This window comes from Kitasatospora sp. NPDC034035, from assembly GCF_055575755.1.
The window spans coordinates 43,163-58,025 of record NZ_JBVISA010000006.1 but is presented as its reverse complement, the minus strand read 5'-3'; the positions used below and the strand labels follow the sequence as shown (position 1 = coordinate 58,025).

The following is a 14,863-nucleotide window of genomic DNA, read 5'->3' as shown; positions in this document are numbered from 1 at the left end:
GTAGGAGGAGGAGCAGCCCATGGCCGCCCGAACGAACCCGATCCCGTCCGTGTGGGCCCGCCAACAGCGCGAGCCCGACCAGCCCGCCCTCAGCCGGGCCTCGATCGTGCGCGAGGCGATCACCATGCTGGACGCCGACGGCACCGAGGCCCTGAGCATGCGCAAGCTCGCCACCCGCCTCAACGCGGGCGCCACCTCCCTCTACCGGCACGTCGCGACCAAGGACGAGCTGATGGAACTCGCGGTGGACGAGGTCTTCGGCGAGATGGCCCTGCCGCCCGCCGACAGCCCCGACTGGCGGGCCGCCGCCACCGAGGCCGCCGAGGCCTTCCGGACGACGGCCCTGCGCCACCCCTGGCTGTCCTCCGTGCTGGGCCAGGCCGGCCTCGCCTACCTCGGCCCCAACCTGGCGTCCTACGGCGAGCGGCTGACCGCCTTCTTCGCCGCCGTCGGTTTCCCCGAGCCGGTCCGGGCGATCGACACGCTCATCTCCTACGTCGTCGGGATGAGCACGACCGAGGCGGCCTGGCTCACCACCGTCGCCCGCTCCGGGGAGAGCGAGGCCGACTTCATCGCCCGCCTGATGCCCGCCGCCCAGCAGGCCAGCGCCGACTACGCCCATCTCGCCGACGCCTACGCGGCCGCCGCCGCGCTCACCGACCCGGCCGAGGTCCGCAACGCCAAGTTCGCCTACGGCCTGGAGGTCGTCCTGGACGGCCTCGCCCTGCGCCTGCCCCGCTGACCCCGGCCGCCCCTCGGCCTGCCCGGCCCACCCCGGCCGACCCCGGCCGACCGGACCAAGCCGCCCAACTCCCCGCAAAGGGATGGCGCTCCCCGCCCCACCTCGCGGAATTCCGGCGGGCGCGGCGCGGGGAGCGGGCACAATGGCGTAGTGATGGTCGGCCGTCCGGTGTCGGGGGGCCAGGGATTGGAGGCCAGGGGTGAGCGATCTTCCGCGCAAGGCAGTGACCCGCACGGCACGGCTCGCCGCCCTGCCGCTGGGGATAGCCGGTCGCGCCACGCTCGGCCTGGGCAGGCGGATCGGCGGCCGCTCCGCCGAGGTGGTCACCGCCGAGCTGCAACAGGCCACCGCCGACCAGCTGTTCAAGGTCCTCGGCGAGCTCAAGGGCGGGGCGATGAAGTTCGGGCAGGTGCTGTCCGTCTTCGAGGCCGCACTGCCGGAGGAGGTCGCCGGTCCGTACCGGGCGGCGCTCACCAAGCTGCAGGACGCCGCTCCCCCGATGCCCGCCGCCAAGGTGCACACCGCGCTCGCCCAGCGGCTCGGGGACGACTGGCGCGAGCTGTTCCGGGAGTTCGACGACCGGCCCGCGGCCGCGGCCTCGATCGGCCAGGTGCACCGGGCGGTCTGGCACGACGGCCGCCGGGTCGCGGTCAAGGTGCAGTACCCGGGCGCGGGCGACGCGCTGCTCGCGGACCTGTCGCAGCTGAGCCGGGTGGCCTGGCTGCTGGGCCCGCTGATCCCGGGGCTGGACATCAAGCCGCTGATCGCCGAACTGCGCGAGCGGGTCTCGGAGGAGCTGGACTACGAGCTGGAGTCGCAGGCCCAGCGCCGGCACGCCGAGGAGTTCGCCGGCGACCCGGACATCGTGGTGCCGGGCGTGGTGGCGCAGGCCGACCAGGTGCTGGTCACCGAGTGGATGGACGGCACCCCGCTGGCCGAGGTGATCGCGCGCGGCACCCAGGAGGAGCGCGACCGCGCCGGGCAGCTGCTGGCCCGGTTCCTGTTCGCCGGCCCGTCCCGGACCGGCCTGCTGCACGCGGACCCGCACCCGGGCAACTTCCGGCTGCTGAAGGACGACGGCCCGGTGTCCGGCTGGCGGCTGGGCGTGCTGGACTTCGGCACGGTGGACCGGCTGCCGGGCGGCCTGCCCGCGCCGATCGGGGCCTCGCTGCGGATGGCGCTGGACGGGGACGCGGCGGGCGTCCTGAAGATGCTGCGCGAGGAGGGCTTCGTGAAGCCCTCGATCCGGCTGGACGCGGACGCGGTGCTGGACTACCTGCTGCCGATCATCGAGCCGGCCGCGGTGGAGAACTTCCACTTCACCCGGGCGTGGATGCGTGCCCAGGCGGCCCGGATCGCCGATCCGCGCTCGCCCGCCTACAACCTGGGCAAGCAGCTCAACCTGCCGCCCGCCTACCTGCTGATCCACCGGGTGACGCTGAGCACCATCGGTGTGCTTTGCCAGCTGGGCGCCAAGGCGCCGTTCCGCGCGGAGATGCTGGAGTGGCTGCCCGAGTTCGCCGACCGGGCGGTCCGGCCGCGACGGCCGCAGCGACCGGAGAAGACGGAAAAGCCGGAAAAGCCGCTGGTTCCGGAGAAGCCGAAGGCCCGCAAGAGCACCGGCTCCCCCCGCGTCCCGAAGAGCTGACGGAACGCGCCGGCCCCGCCGCCGGCCCCAACGGCCGCAGGCCGCTCCCCACTTCGGGGAGCGGCCTGCGGCACGACGGGGGTCAAGCGAAAGGGCCCGAGGGCCCGCTGGCACTACATCAGCGCCACGGCGAGGGCCTTGCGGGCCCGCAGCGAGGCCCGCTCGGCCCGCTGCCTGAGCTTGTGGGCCCGGACGACCCGGCTGACGAGCCGTTGGTTCTCGGCCTCGTGGAGCCTGTCTTGCATATGGGCTCGGGCCAGGGATTCGTGGAGGAGTTGCATTTCGAGGATCCTGTTCTGGGTCTGACGTTCGGTGGCCTGCTCGGCGCGGGCGGTGGGATCGACGGCGGCGGGGTTCATGTCGTGGTCCTGCTCGGGGTGCGTGCTCGGGAACGGGGTACGGGCTGCGGCGTCGGCCTTGGCGGCGGCGATCCGCACGGATCGGCGGAGGGCGCTGTCCAGCGGGGGCTGCTCTCCCCGGCGGACGACCCTGGCCTGGTCGGCGGGGTTCACGCCATGACCTCGGTCTTGCGCGGGCGGCCACGCGGCCGCTTGCGGGCCACGACGACACCCTGGACGAACAGCTCGCCGCCCCAGACGCCCCACGGCTCACGCCGCTCGAGGGCGCCGGTCAGGCAGGAGTCCTTCACCGGGCAGGTACCACAGAGGGACTTCGCGTACTCGACGTCGGCGGGCGTCTCGGCGAAGAAGACCTCGGGGTCGAAGGCGCGGCACGGGATGGGGAGACCGAGCGCTTCGGCCTGCTCGATCGAGGTGATCTGCATGGAAAGAACCTCCGGGGGGTCGGCCTGGTCGGCCTTGGTGATCTGGCTTGTCGGCGGTACGGACGGGGTGGGCGGTGTGATGACCGTGGACACTGTGGCGTCTTCCTCGTCTTCTCAGTGGTTCCGGCCCAGTCGACTGGTGGTGCTGGGCCGGAGGCCCCGGAGGGCCTGGGTGGTCTTGCGTACCGGACAAAACAGAAGGGCCGCGGATCCCGGTGGTGACGGGTTCCGCGGCCCTGGAGGTGCCGACCTGAGGCTGACTCAGGTTCGTTCTCTCCAGGGTTCAGGCCCGCGGAAGGCCCGCATCCGGATGGCCTTGGCGCCGTTGAAGGCGGCCATGGCCTGGTTGATCTGCTGCTCGTTCTGCTTCTGGGGGTTTCCGGCACCGATGACCTGCGCATAGCCGCCATGCAGGGCGGCGGCTACGGCTGCCTTCGGTGCCTGGGTCGGTCGCTCATCGCGCGGGGAGCGCGACGTGCCGACCGGCGCCCAGTCACGGGACAGACCGGTCTCGACGACGGCGCCTTCGATGCTCCTGCTGCCCGTGAGGCACAGATCAGTGTGTCCGAGACCACTGACAGCGGAGATGACGGAGACACCGGTGGTGTCGAGACCCAGACCGGTTCCACCGAGCTCGGCGAGCGCCCGCAGACGGGCGGCACGCAGGGAGGCAGCGACAACGGTCTGGCCAGTCATTTTGGTGATCATGATGTTTCCCACTGTGCTCGCCTCCTCTCGGCGTCTCGCGGAGCCAGGTTTCCCCGGCTCCGAATGTTCGGATGTCTGTCTCGGTAAAGCAGTGAAGCAGTGAAGCTGTGGGTGCAGGGGAACCGGCACAGGTGTCACCCCGTGCGATCGCGTCCCCTTGACCGCCCCGGCAGGCTATTGCGCTCCCGGTACGCCGCGCAAACTATTTTTCGCGGTGAGTTCCACGGCGCGCTCCGCAGCCGGTTTCGAAGTCCCCCGAGCAGTCCCCTGGACCGCGCCCGTGCCGGCTCACGCCGGATCGACCGAACCGTCGTCCTCGACGCCGTCCGGATCCTCCTCGGGCTCCTCCCCCGCACACAACGAGAGCACGGCGGCCCCGTACTTGTCCAGCTTCATCGCGCCGACCCCCGAGATCGAGGCCAGTTCCCCGCGGCTGGCGGGCACGTCCTCGGCGATCGCCATCAGCGTCGCGTCGGTGAACACCACGTAGGCCGGGGCGCCCTGCTCCTTGGCCTGCCGGGCCCGCCACTCGCGCAGCCGCTCGTAGAGCCCCTCGTCCATCGTGGACGGGCAGCTCTCGCAGCGGCGCAGCTTGCGTTCGACGGCCTCGGTGAGCACCCGGTCGCAGACCCGGCACGTGACCGGTCCGCGGACCCGCCGGGCGGCGGAGCGCTCGCCGGGCTCGACGCCCCCGCGACCGCCACGCGCGCCGGTCCGCGCGCCGGGTGCGGAGGAGCCCGGCCGCAACCCGTCGAGGAAGCGGCTGGGCTTGCGGCTGGCCCGGCCGCCCGGGGAGCGGGAGAGGGCCCAGGAGAGGCTGAGGTGCTTGCGGGCGCGGGTGACGCCGACGTAGAGCAGACGGCGTTCCTCCTCGACCTGCTCGTCGGTCTTGGCATAGATGATCGGCAGGGTGCCCTCGGTGAGGCCGACGAGGAAGACGGCGTCCCACTCGAGGCCCTTGGCGGCGTGCAGGGAGGCGAGGGTGACGCCCTCGACGGCGGGGGCGTGCTGGGCGGCGGCGCGGGCGTCGAGTTCGGTGACGTAGGCGGCGAGGTCGGTGCCCTGGCCGGCGGCGGTGCGGGTGCGCTCGAACTCCTCGGCGAGGCGGACGAGGGCGGCGAGGGACTCCCAGCGGTCGCGGACGGCGCCGGAGCCGGCCGGGGGCTCGGGGGTGAAGCCGCGGGTCGCGAGGACGGCGCGGACCTGTCCGGCGAGGTCGGGGGCGCCGTCGGTGAGCGGGTCGGAGGCGGCGCGGGCGGCGCCGCGCAGCAGGACTCCGGCGTCGCGGACCTCGGGGCGCTCGAAGAACCGTTCGGCGCCCTTGAGCTGGTAGGGGACGCCGAGGTCGGCGAGGGCCTGCTCGTAGACCTCGGACTGGCCGTTGGTGCGGAAGAGGACGGCGATCTCGCTGGCGCGCACGCCGGTGGCCAGGAGGTCCTTGATCCGGCGGGCGGTGGTCTCGGCCTCGGTGGGTTCGTCCTCGTACTCGGTGTAGACGGGTTCGGGGCCGGCTTCGCGCTGGGAGACGAGTTCGAGGCGGTGGCGGGCGGCTTCGCCGCGGGCCTGGGCGAGCAGTCCGTTGGCGAGGTGGACCACCTGCGGGGTGGAGCGGTAGTCGCGGACGAGTTTGACGACCGTGGCCTCGGGGTGACGGCCGCGGAAGTTCAGCAGGTAGTCGGGGGTGGCGCCGGTGAAGGAGTAGATGGTCTGGCTGGCGTCACCGACGACGCAGAGGCTGGCGCCGCCGTCGGGGCCGGTCCACTGGTCGAGCAGGCGCTGCTGGAGCGGGGAGACGTCCTGGTACTCGTCGACGGTGAAGTGCCGGTACTGGGAGCGGACCTGGTCGGCGATGTCCGGGCGGTCCTCCAGGATGGCGGCGGTGAGGAGCAGGACGTCCTCGAAGTCGATGTTGCCGCGGCGGCTCTTGGTCTCCTCGTAGACGCGGTAGACCTGGGCGGTCTCGGCCGGGTCGCGGGGGGCTTCGCGGCCGGACTTGGCGACGGCGACGGGGTAGTCCTCGGGGCTGATCTGGGTGACCTTGGCCCATTCGATCTCGGCAGTGAGGTCGCGCAGTTCGGTGCGCTGGACGCGCAGGCCGCAGCGGCCGGCGGCCTCGGCGACGAGCTGGACCTTGCGCTCGAGGAGCTGGGGGACCGGGCCGCCGACGGCGCGGGGCCAGAAGTACTGGAGCTGGCGCAGGGCGGCGGCGTGGAAGGTGCGGGCCTGGACGCCCTCGGCGCCGAGCTGGCGCAGGCGGCCGCGCATCTCGCCGGCGGCGCGGGCGGTGAAGGTGACGGCGAGGACCTGCTGGGGGTGGTAGACGCCGCTGCGCACGCCGTACGCGATGCGGTGCGTGATGGCGCGGGTCTTGCCCGTGCCGGCGCCGGCGAGGACGCAGACCGGGCCCTGCAGGGCGGTGGCGACGGCGCGCTGCTCGGGGTCGAGCCCGGCGAGCACGGCGTCGGGGCCCGTCGCGGCGCCGGGGTCGGCCCAGGGGGAGCCGTGGGGGGCGTCGTACGGGCTGCCGCTCAAGAGGTCTTCCTGCATGCGTTCCATCTTCTCAGCCCGGTGGGACAACGGGGGCGGGGTTGTCCACAGGCCCGGTGTGATCGCAGGATGATCACTCCGCAGTGCGGTCGATGGCGGTCCGGAATGCCCGTCGTCCGGTGAACGTTCCCTCCGGAGACCGTACGCACCTCTCTTTCGAAGGAGCCCCCTCGATGTCCGGCACCGTGACGATGTACAGCACGACCTGGTGTGGGTACTGCAACCGACTCAAGAGCCAGTTGGACCGTGAAGGCATCGGCTACACCGAGATCAACATCGAGGAGGACCCGGCCTCGGCGTCCTTCGTCGAGTCCGTGAACAACGGCAACCAGACGGTGCCGACGGTGCTGGTGACGCCGGTGGGCGGCGGCGAGCGGGTCGTGATGACCAACCCGAGCCTGTTGCAGGTCAAGAAGGCCCTGGCGGCCTGATCCGGCCGGGTCGCCCGGGCCGGCGCGCGTCACGTCGCGTCGGCCCGGGCGGGGTCGACGGGCGCGGCGGGCGCGGGCAGGGTGGTGCGCGCGCCGAGGTCGCCGACGCCGTAGACGAGCCGGCTGCGGTCGGCCGAGTAGCGGGTCTCGATGACCCGGACGGGCCCGCGCCGGTCGTAGGTGACGCGGGTCTGCACCACGAGCGGCACGCCGGGGCCGCCCTGGAACCACTGGGCCTCCTCGGGGCCGGGCATCCGGGCGACGAGGTGGTCGACGGCACCGATCTCGGTGCGTCCGAGGGTGGCGAGCACGGCCTCGTCGCCGCCCTCGACGGGGTCGGGTTCCATCAGCGGGGTGCCGGCGGCCAGGCCGGCCCGGTAGTGGCTCTCCTCGATGGAGTACGGCTCGCGGTCGAGCAGCCGCAGCTGGCGGCGGACCACGATGGCCTCGCCGGGGCGCAGTCCGAGCCGTTCGGCGATGTCGACCCGGGCCCGGACGATCATCATCTCGAAGTCGGTGCTGAGTTCGCGCCCGGCTTCGGCGGCCTCGCCGAGGTAGACGTCGGAGGGCCCGGCCAGGCAGTCGCGCGGCGCGGGGGCCGGCGTGGGTCCGTAGGCGTGGTGGTCCAGGACCGGGTGTTCGCGCAGGTAGGTGCCCTTGCCCTGGAGCCGGACCAGCCGGCCCTCGTTGACCAGGACGTCGACGGCGAGGCGGACGGTGTTGCGGGCGACGCCGTACTGGCGCTCCAGTTCGCTCTCGACCGGCAGGGCGGCGTCGGCGGTGAACTCGCCCTCGGCGATCCGACGGCGCAGGTCGGCGGCGAGGCGCTGGTATTTGGGGGATTGGGCGGTGCCCCGGGGGATTGTCACCGAGTGAATGTAGCGAGCTCGGTGACACGGTTTCAGCCGTTTCCGGCAATGTCGTCCGTGCGGGTTGACGACGGGGATCCGCAGGCGCCTTCCGGTAGCAGACCTGGCCCGTCCGGATACGAACATCCGGTTGTGAGGAATCCGGAAAGGGATCGGAAAGAAAAAAGGGGGCGCGCGGCATTGGCCGCACGCCCCCTTTTCGTACGGAATTACCAGCGCGCCGCCGACGGCAGCGGCTCGCCGTACCAGAGCTCGACCAGGTGCCGCGCGATCGAGATGCCGGACGGTGGCAGGATCTCGCCCGCCTCCATCCCGGCCCGCAGCTCCTCGCGGGAGAACCAGCGCGCCTCGGCCAGCTCCTCGCCGTCCACGGTGATCTCGGTGCCGCCCGGCAGCGCCTTGCCCGTGAAGCCGAGCATCAGGCTGGACGGGAACGGCCACGGCTGGCTGGCGACGTAGTGCACCTCGCCGACCTGCACACCCGCCTCCTCGTGCACCTCGCGGGCCACCGCCTGCTCGATGGACTCCCCCGGCTCGACGAAGCCGGCCAGGGTCGACCAGCGGCCCTCCGGCCACAGCGCCTGACGGCCGAGCAGGCAGCGGTCCTCCTCGTCGGTGATCACCATGATCACCGCCGGGTCGGTGCGCGGGTAGTGCTCGGCCGCGCAGGAGGTGCAGCGCCGCACGTGCCCGGCGCCGGCCTTCTCGGTCGGGTGCCCGCAGCGCGAGCAGAAGCTGTGCAGCCGGTGCCAGTGCTCCAGCGCGACGGCGTGCACCAGCAGCCCGGCGTCGCGGTCGGACAGCAGCCCGCCGACCTCGCGCAGCCCGGCCGGACGGGCGTCGCCGTCCAGGCGCCCGGGCAGGCTCTCGCCGGCCAGCGCGAAGTACGAGACGCCGTCCCGGTCGGTGCCGAGGAAGTACCGGTCGCCGCCCTGCGGCGCCTCGAAGGAGGGCAGCAGCACCAGTTCGGTGCCCTGCGCGGTGTCGACGACGAACGCCTCGCCGCCGGCGATCGGCAGCACCCGGGTGTTCGGGTGGCTCCAGGCCGCCGCCAGCCAGGGCTCGTCGAACCGGTGCTCGGCCGCCCGGTCCACCCCGGCCCGGGCCAGTACCAGGTGCAGCGGGCGCTCGGTCTCAGGCACGGTGCTCACGTCGTTCCATCCCCACGTGGTGAATCATCCGAATGAGTGATCTGACAGCCTCGGTGCGCGGCCCCTCGCTCACGCGCCGGGCCGGAAGTTCTCGGCCAGGTCGCCCCACAGGTACGCGGCCGTCTCCACGCCCTTGGCCAGCAGGTCGAGTTCGACCTTCTCGTTGACCGAGTGCCAGCCGTCCGAGGGCACCGAGATGCCGAGGAACAGCACCGGCGCGCCCAGCACGTCCTGCAGGTCGGCGGCGGGGCCGGAGCCGCCCTCGCGGGTGAAGAGGATCTTCTGCCCGAAGGCCCGCCCCATCGCGCGGACGGTGGACTGCAGCGCCGGGTGGTCCAGCGGGGTCAGGCAGGGCCGGGTCGCGCCCGGGAAGACCAACTCGTACCGGACGCCCGCGGGCACCCGCTCGGCCACCCAGGACCGCACCGCCTCGCGGACCTTCTCCACCTCCTGCCCGGCGACCAGCCGGAAGGACAGCTTGAGGTGCGCCGACGCGGGGACGATGGTCTTGCCGCCGGGGCCGGTGTAGCCGCCCCAGATCCCGTTGACCTCGGCGGTCGGGCGGGCCCAGATCCGCTCCAGGGTGGAGTAGCCGGCCTCGCCGCGGGTGCCGGACGACTTGGCGACCTCCAGCCACTGCTCCTCGTCGAACGGCAGCTCGGCGAACAGCTCGCGCTCGCGGTCGGTCAGCTCGATCACGCCGTCGTAGAAGCCCGGGACCGCCACCTTGCGGTCTGCGTCGTGCAGGGCGGCGGCCAGCTCGGCCGCGACCTGGGCGGGGTTGGGGACGGCGCCGCCGAAGGAACCGGAGTGGATGTCGGTGTCCGGCCCGTACAGGTCGATCTGGGCGTCGGCGAGGCCGCGCATGCCGGTGCAGACGGTCGGCGTGGACGCGGACCACATGCCGGTGTCGGAGATGACGACCACGTCGGCGGCCAGCCGGTCGGCCTCGCGGCGGACCAGGTCGGCGAAGTTCGGCGAACCGGACTCCTCTTCACCCTCGATCAGCAGCTTGAGGTTGACGGCCGGCGCGGTGCGGCCGGTCGCGGCCAGGTGGGCCCGCACGCCCAGGGTGTGGAAGAACACCTGGCCCTTGTCGTCGGCGGCGCCGCGCGCGTACAGCCGGTCGCCGACCACGGTCGGGGTGAACGGCTCGGTGTCCCAGCCGTCCTCCTGGGCGGCGGGCTGCACGTCGTGGTGCCCGTAGACCAGGACGGTCGGCGCGGACGCGTCCCCGGAGGGCCACTCGGCGAACACCGCCGGCAGGCCGTCGGTCTCCCACACCTCGGCGACCGGGAAGCCGGTGTCGCGCAGCTTGCCGACCAGCCACTCGGCGGAGCGCCGCACGTCGCCGGCCCGGGCCGGGTCGGCGGAGACCGACGGGATGGCCAGCCACGCGGAGAGGTCTTCGAGGAAGGCGGCCTGGTGCCGGTCGATGTAGGAGCGGACGACGCTGTCCGGGGTACTCGTCATACCGACGACTGTAGTTCGCCCGTGCGGGTGCCCGCCCCGGCCCTCCGGCTCAGGGGCGTTCCCGGGGCTGTAACCTCCGTCACCCCCGCCGCGCACGGGCGCGGACGGGGGTGACGGAGGGGGTGCGGGCCTCAGCCCGAGCGGCGCAGCATCGTGATCCGCGAGCGGGTGAGCACCGCCGCCAGGCCGGCCGCGAGCAGCGGGAGCACCACGACGGTGGCTCCGATGGTCAGCCAGGGGAAGACCACGGTCGCGCCGTTGGCGATCTCCTCCGGGCTCATGCCGGGGTAGCTGCGCGCCGCTCCCTCGACCTTGCGCAGTGCCACGCCCGGCACGATGCCGCAGACCACGCCGAGCAGGGCGCCCATGGCGGCGATCACGCCGCACTGGAAGCCGGACAGCGAGCGGCGGATGCGCGGCTCGGCGCCGACCGCCGCGAGGGTGGTCAGGTCGCGCTGGGAGTCGGCGGCGGCCAGTCCCGTGGCGATGCCGGCGGCGCCCAGGGCGACCAGGCCGGCGAAGACGCTCAGGCCGAGAGTGACGAGATCGGCCTGGGACTGATAGCCGCGCTCGACGGTGAGGACGTCGCGGTCGCTGATCTTGGCGAGCGCGCCGTCGGCCTTCTGCTGGGCGCCGTCGGAGGGCACGGTGCCGGGCAGCCAGACCGAGCCGGCCACCGAGGTGGTGAACCCGAGCGCGGCCGCGGTGTCCGGGCTGATCACGGCCTGCCCGGGGGCGGGCAGCGCGGCGTCCGCGAGGACCGCGTCGACGGCGATCTCGTGCCGGACGGGCTTCTTGTCGGCGCTGCCGCCCGCGGTGTACGAGCTGAAGGAGACCGGTTCGGTGTACTGCAGCGCGACCTTGCCGTCCTTGAGGTACCGGGCGTCGAAGACCACGGCCTTGCCGGCCGCGAGGGCCTGGCCGGCGGCCGGGTCGGTGACGCCGTAGAGGTTGTGCAGCAGGGTGGCGTCGCCGGCCGACAGCGGGCTGTAGGGGCTGCCGCGGCGGTTGTTGGTCTGGCAGCGCTTGTCGGTCTGCAGGATCCGCTCGACCTCGCCGGGACCGAACGCGCGGTCCGTGTCGGTGACGGGGCAGCGCATCTCCTTGGGCACCTCGACGCTGATGTAGCCGCACCCCCCGTCGTCGGAGCAGCTCTCCTTGTAGTGCACGCTCTGGACGTCGGCGCGCGGGCCGAGGTCGGGGATGCCGCGTTCGACGGCCTCGCGCATCTGCGGCAGCAGCTTGGTGTCGGCAGCGGACAGCCAGCCGGTGCCGAGCAGGACGGCACCGGCGGGACCGTGGGCGACGTACTCGCGCCGGTACTGCTCCTCGAAGCTGGCGGTGTAGACGCTGACGGCGACGGAGCCGGCTACGGCGGCCATGACGGCGGCGACGGCGGGCGCGGTGCGGCCGCGGTGGCGCACCGAGTCGCGCAGGGCGAGCCGGGGGCCGAGCGAGAGCCAGCGGCCGAGCCGGCCGAAGAGGCCGACCAGGTAGGGCGTGAGCGCGACCATGCCGAGTTCGGCGATGGCCGAGCCGCCGAGGACGGCGAGGCTGCGGTTGCCGCTGGTGGCACCGAACAGCGCGAGGGCGGCACCGCCGCCGAGCATCACCAGGCCGAGCACGGCGAGCTTGCGGCTCGGCGGCTTGAGCGAGTCCCGGCCGGTGAGCGCGGATACGACGTCCTGGCGGGAGGCCTGGACGGCGGGCACGACGGCCGCGAGCAGACCGGTGACCAGGCCGACCAGGAGCACGCCGAACAGGTCGAGCGGCTGGACGGCGAAGTGGCCGAAGCGCCGACCGGAGGACTCCTCGGCCTGGGTGCGCAGCAGCGCGGCCAGGCCGACGCCGAGACCGAGGCCGACCACAGCGCCGGTGACGCCGAGGACGATGCCCCCGCCGAGGACGACGGCGCGGACGTTGGCGCGCTCACCACCGGCGGCGGCGAGCAGGCCCAGCTGCCGCCGGGAGCGCCGGGCCCCGACGGCGAAGGCGGGGCCCGCGAGGAGGACGATCTCCAGCAGGGCCATGCCGACGACGGTGGCGAGGATGACGACGCCGGTCTGGTTGAAGTACGCGGTGTCGCCGACCTGGTGCCGGTCCTGTTCGACGTAGTACGGGACGTCGGCGCGGGCCGGCGGGTCGATCAGGACGGCGCGGGAGGTGAGGTTGAAGCCGTACTTGTTGAGTTCGGTGACCTTGTGCCAGTCGAGGCCGGCGCCGCCGGGGAGCTTGACCAGCCAGCGGGTGGGCTCACCGGTGCCGCCGGCCGGGCCGCGGGTGGCGCCGGGGGTCTTGGCGAGCTGGTCGATGACGGCGCCGGGGCGGGCGATGAGTTCGGTGCCGTTCAGTTCGCCGGGGTACTCGTAGACGCCGGTGATCGTGAAGGGGGTGCCCTCCAGCCCGCGGACGGCGGTCCGGTCGCCGAGCTTGAGTCCGGAGCGCCTGAGGAAGTCCGGGGTGACGGCGGCCTCGCGGTCGCCCGTGGGGGCGCGGCCCTTGACCCGGTTCATCCGGCCGTTCCAGACCGGGTCGGTCAGGTCGGCCTCGCTGACGCGGGTGCTGAGCAGGCCCTCGGTGCTGCTCGCCGCGGTGTACGGGCCCTGCCGTTCGGGCACGAGGGTGGCGCCGGCCGGGAGCAGTTGCCGGGCCAGGTCGGCGGGTGCGGTGTCCAGGGCGCGCTGCTGCGCGGGGGTGACCTGGGGAGCGGCGCCGTCCTTGGCGGTGTCCTTGGGGTTCTGGATGGTGAACCCCGTGTCCGGGTCGGGCGCCTGCTGGACGGAGGAGCCGCGTTCGACCATCTCCAGTGCGCCGGCGGCCTGGCCCATGACCCGTACCGCGTGTTCGACGGGCGTGAGATCGGCGCTGCGGAAGACCACGTCGGCGCCGGTGACACCGAGGACGGGCAGGGCGACCATGGCGATGACCAGGGCGCTGCGGCCCTTGGCGCGCAGGGCGTCACGGCGGGCGATGCGCAGGGCGACCCGCCAGGCGCTGAGCTTCACTCGTCCACCTTCATGCTGTTGGTGGCGGCGCTGACCAGGAGGCTGGCGGCGTCCTGGCTGACGGACTCGTCGACCATCCGGCCGTCGCGCAGGAAGACGACGCGGTCGGCCCAGGCGGCGTGCCGGGCCTCGTGGGTGACCATCATGGCGGCGGCGCCGGCGTCGCAGCGGGCGCGCAGGACGGCGAGGACGGCCTCGCCGGTGGTGGAGTCGAGCGCGCCGGTGGGTTCGTCGGCGAGGACCAGACGGCGGTCGCCGATCAGGGCGCGGGCGATGGCCACCCGCTGCTGCTGGCCGCCGGACATGTCGTCGGGGAAGCGGTCGGCGAGTTCGGGGATGCCGAGTTCCTCCAGGGCGGCGAGGGCCTCGCGGCGGGCCGCACGGGCCGACAGGCCGTCGAGTTCGCGCGGCAGCGAGATGTTCTCGGCGGCGGTGAGGGCCGGTATCAGGTTGTAGTCCTGGAACACGTAGCCGACGGAGCGGCGGCGGACCTGGGCGAGCCGCTTGCGGTTGAGGTCGCCGAGGGCGACGCCCTCGACCAGGACCCGGCCGGTGCTCGGGCTGTCGAGGCCGCCGGCCAGCGTCAGCAGGGTCGACTTGCCGGAGCCGGAGGGGCCCATGACGGCGACGAACTCGCCGGGGTGGACCTTGAGGTCGACGCCGCGCAGGGCCTGGACCTCGGCCGCGCCGTGGCCGTGGACGCGGGTGACGTCCTCCAGGTGCAGCACCGGCGCCTGCCGGGACTCTTGGGTGTGGGACACGATTCCCCCCTAGTACTGGGTGTGGGCTCGGGGTCGGGGCCCGGGCCGGTGGTTCGGTGCCGGGGCGCTCAGGTGCGCAGGCGGCGGCCGCGTTTGGCGGGTGCGGCACCGCCGTCGCGGGCGGCCTCGGCGGTACGGGTCTGCAGGAGTTCGGCCTGCTGGGCGAGCCGGGTCTCGCAGTGGTCGAGCCAGCGGATCTCGGCTTCGGTCTGGAAGATCAGCTGGTCCAGGACGAGCAGCCAGGCGAGGTCGTTGCTCGCCGAGGGCACCGCGCCCGGCCGGCCCCCCTCACCGGGCCGAGGGGCGCCGGCGAGGGCCCGGCCCTTGAGCCGGGTGTAGTCCTGCAGCGCCTTGATGCTGTGCCGGCGCTGCCCCTGGACGACGGCGGAGACGTCCACCCCCGGGACGGTGACGGCCATGGCGAGCTTGATCGCCAGTTCGTCGCGCGGCGGGTTGGTCCGGGGTACCGGGGTGTCGAACCAGGCGCGCAGCTCGGTGCGGCCGGCCTCGGTGACGGCGTAGAACTGGTGGCCCTCCCCGTCCTCCCCGGCGGGCTCGACCAGGCCGTCGCGTTCCAGCCGGGACAGCGTGGTGTAGACCTGCCCGACGTTGAGTGGCCAGGTGGCGCCGGTGCGCGCCTCGAACTCGGTGCGCAGTTGGTAGCCGTAGCGAGGGCCCTGGTCGAGCAGGGCGAGCAGACCGTGACGGATGGACATACTCAGTATGTATACCCGGTATGCCCTG

13 protein-coding genes are annotated in these 14,863 nt (G+C 73.4%); 3 read left to right on the top strand and 10 right to left on the bottom strand.

The annotated features are described in order from the left end of the window. Positions 1-19: 19 nt before the first annotated feature. Together ACZ52J_RS10575 and ACZ52J_RS10570 are read left to right on the top strand one after the other, a co-directional pair. Positions 20-742: a TetR/AcrR family transcriptional regulator gene (locus ACZ52J_RS10575; protein WP_465617499.1), complete on the top strand. Its 723-nt coding sequence runs from the start codon at positions 20-22 to the stop codon at positions 740-742. A gap of 199 nt (positions 743-941) precedes the next feature. Continuing rightward, on the top strand, positions 942-2,390 hold the full coding sequence (locus ACZ52J_RS10570; RefSeq protein WP_465617497.1) for an ABC1 kinase family protein: 1,449 nt from the start codon (positions 942-944) through the stop codon (positions 2,388-2,390). Positions 2,391-2,503: 113 nt separating this feature from the next. On the opposite strand, the gene ACZ52J_RS10565 is transcribed toward ACZ52J_RS10570, so the two are convergent. The 4 genes from ACZ52J_RS10565 to ACZ52J_RS10550 all read right to left on the bottom strand — a co-directional run bounded on the left by ACZ52J_RS10565 (position 2,504) and on the right by ACZ52J_RS10550 (position 6,438). Continuing rightward, entirely contained in the window at positions 2,504-2,902 is a 399-nt protein-coding gene (locus ACZ52J_RS10565; protein WP_465617495.1) for a hypothetical protein, read from the bottom strand. Beyond that, positions 2,899-3,267, bottom strand: coding sequence for a WhiB family transcriptional regulator (locus tag ACZ52J_RS10560; protein ID WP_396287762.1), 369 nt, complete (start codon positions 3,265-3,267; stop codon positions 2,899-2,901). Before ACZ52J_RS10560 ends, ACZ52J_RS10565 begins: the two co-directional genes overlap by 4 nt. Before the next feature lie 168 nt (positions 3,268-3,435). Further along, positions 3,436-3,882 carry a hypothetical protein gene (locus ACZ52J_RS10555; RefSeq protein WP_360500058.1) on the bottom strand — a complete coding sequence of 149 codons (447 nt, stop codon included), beginning with the start codon at positions 3,880-3,882 and terminating at the stop codon, positions 3,436-3,438. A gap of 288 nt (positions 3,883-4,170) precedes the next feature. Then, positions 4,171-6,438 carry an ATP-dependent DNA helicase UvrD2 gene (locus tag ACZ52J_RS10550; RefSeq protein WP_465617492.1) on the bottom strand — a complete coding sequence of 756 codons (2,268 nt, stop codon included), beginning with the start codon at positions 6,436-6,438 and terminating at the stop codon, positions 4,171-4,173. A gap of 164 nt (positions 6,439-6,602) precedes the next feature. Here ACZ52J_RS10550 and ACZ52J_RS10545 point away from each other — a divergent pair, with 164 nt between their 5' ends. Beyond that, a complete protein-coding gene (locus ACZ52J_RS10545) occupies positions 6,603-6,860 on the top strand; it encodes a mycoredoxin (RefSeq protein ID WP_030236313.1) in 258 nt (85 codons plus the stop codon). A gap of 29 nt (positions 6,861-6,889) precedes the next feature. On the opposite strand, the gene ACZ52J_RS10540 is transcribed toward ACZ52J_RS10545, so the two are convergent. The 6 genes from ACZ52J_RS10540 to ACZ52J_RS10515 all read right to left on the bottom strand — a co-directional run bounded on the left by ACZ52J_RS10540 (position 6,890) and on the right by ACZ52J_RS10515 (position 14,835). Continuing rightward, entirely contained in the window at positions 6,890-7,729 is an 840-nt protein-coding gene (locus ACZ52J_RS10540; protein ID WP_465617489.1) for a GntR family transcriptional regulator, read from the bottom strand. Between the two features lie 209 nt (positions 7,730-7,938). Then, the gene (gene nudC, locus ACZ52J_RS10535) at positions 7,939-8,880 is read right to left on the bottom strand and encodes an NAD(+) diphosphatase (protein ID WP_465617487.1); all 942 of its coding nucleotides are present in this window, start codon (positions 8,878-8,880) and stop codon (positions 7,939-7,941) included. A 69-nt stretch (positions 8,881-8,949) separates the two neighbouring features. Next, positions 8,950-10,353, bottom strand: coding sequence for a dipeptidase (locus ACZ52J_RS10530; protein ID WP_465617485.1), 1,404 nt, complete (start codon positions 10,351-10,353; stop codon positions 8,950-8,952). A 131-nt stretch (positions 10,354-10,484) separates the two neighbouring features. Next, a complete protein-coding gene (locus ACZ52J_RS10525; protein ID WP_465617483.1) occupies positions 10,485-13,358 on the bottom strand; it encodes an FtsX-like permease family protein in 2,874 nt (957 codons plus the stop codon). Further along, complete coding sequence (locus ACZ52J_RS10520; RefSeq protein WP_360500044.1) at positions 13,355-14,119, bottom strand: ABC transporter ATP-binding protein; 765 nt, start codon at positions 14,117-14,119, stop codon at positions 13,355-13,357. The genes ACZ52J_RS10525 and ACZ52J_RS10520 overlap by 4 nt, the downstream gene beginning before the upstream one ends. A 68-nt stretch (positions 14,120-14,187) precedes the next feature. Further along, on the bottom strand, positions 14,188-14,835 hold the full coding sequence (locus ACZ52J_RS10515; RefSeq protein ID WP_360500041.1) for a PadR family transcriptional regulator: 648 nt from the start codon (positions 14,833-14,835) through the stop codon (positions 14,188-14,190). Positions 14,836-14,863: the final 28 nt, after the last annotated feature.

Excerpts from the sequence above, each read along its gene's own strand:
- ACZ52J_RS10575 (WP_465617499.1), top strand. The coding sequence starts at position 20 with ATGGCCGCCCGAACGAACCCGATCCCGTCCGTGTGGGCCCGCCAACAG.
- ACZ52J_RS10555 (WP_360500058.1), bottom strand. The coding sequence starts at position 3,882 with ATGATCACCAAAATGACTGGCCAGACCGTTGTCGCTGCCTCCCTGCGT.
- ACZ52J_RS10550 (WP_465617492.1), bottom strand. The coding sequence starts at position 6,438 with ATGGAACGCATGCAGGAAGACCTCTTGAGCGGCAGCCCGTACGACGCC.
- ACZ52J_RS10545 (WP_030236313.1), top strand. The coding sequence starts at position 6,603 with ATGTCCGGCACCGTGACGATGTACAGCACGACCTGGTGTGGGTACTGC.
- ACZ52J_RS10530 (WP_465617485.1), bottom strand. The coding sequence starts at position 10,353 with ATGACGAGTACCCCGGACAGCGTCGTCCGCTCCTACATCGACCGGCAC.
- ACZ52J_RS10515 (WP_360500041.1), bottom strand. The coding sequence starts at position 14,835 with ATGTCCATCCGTCACGGTCTGCTCGCCCTGCTCGACCAGGGCCCTCGC.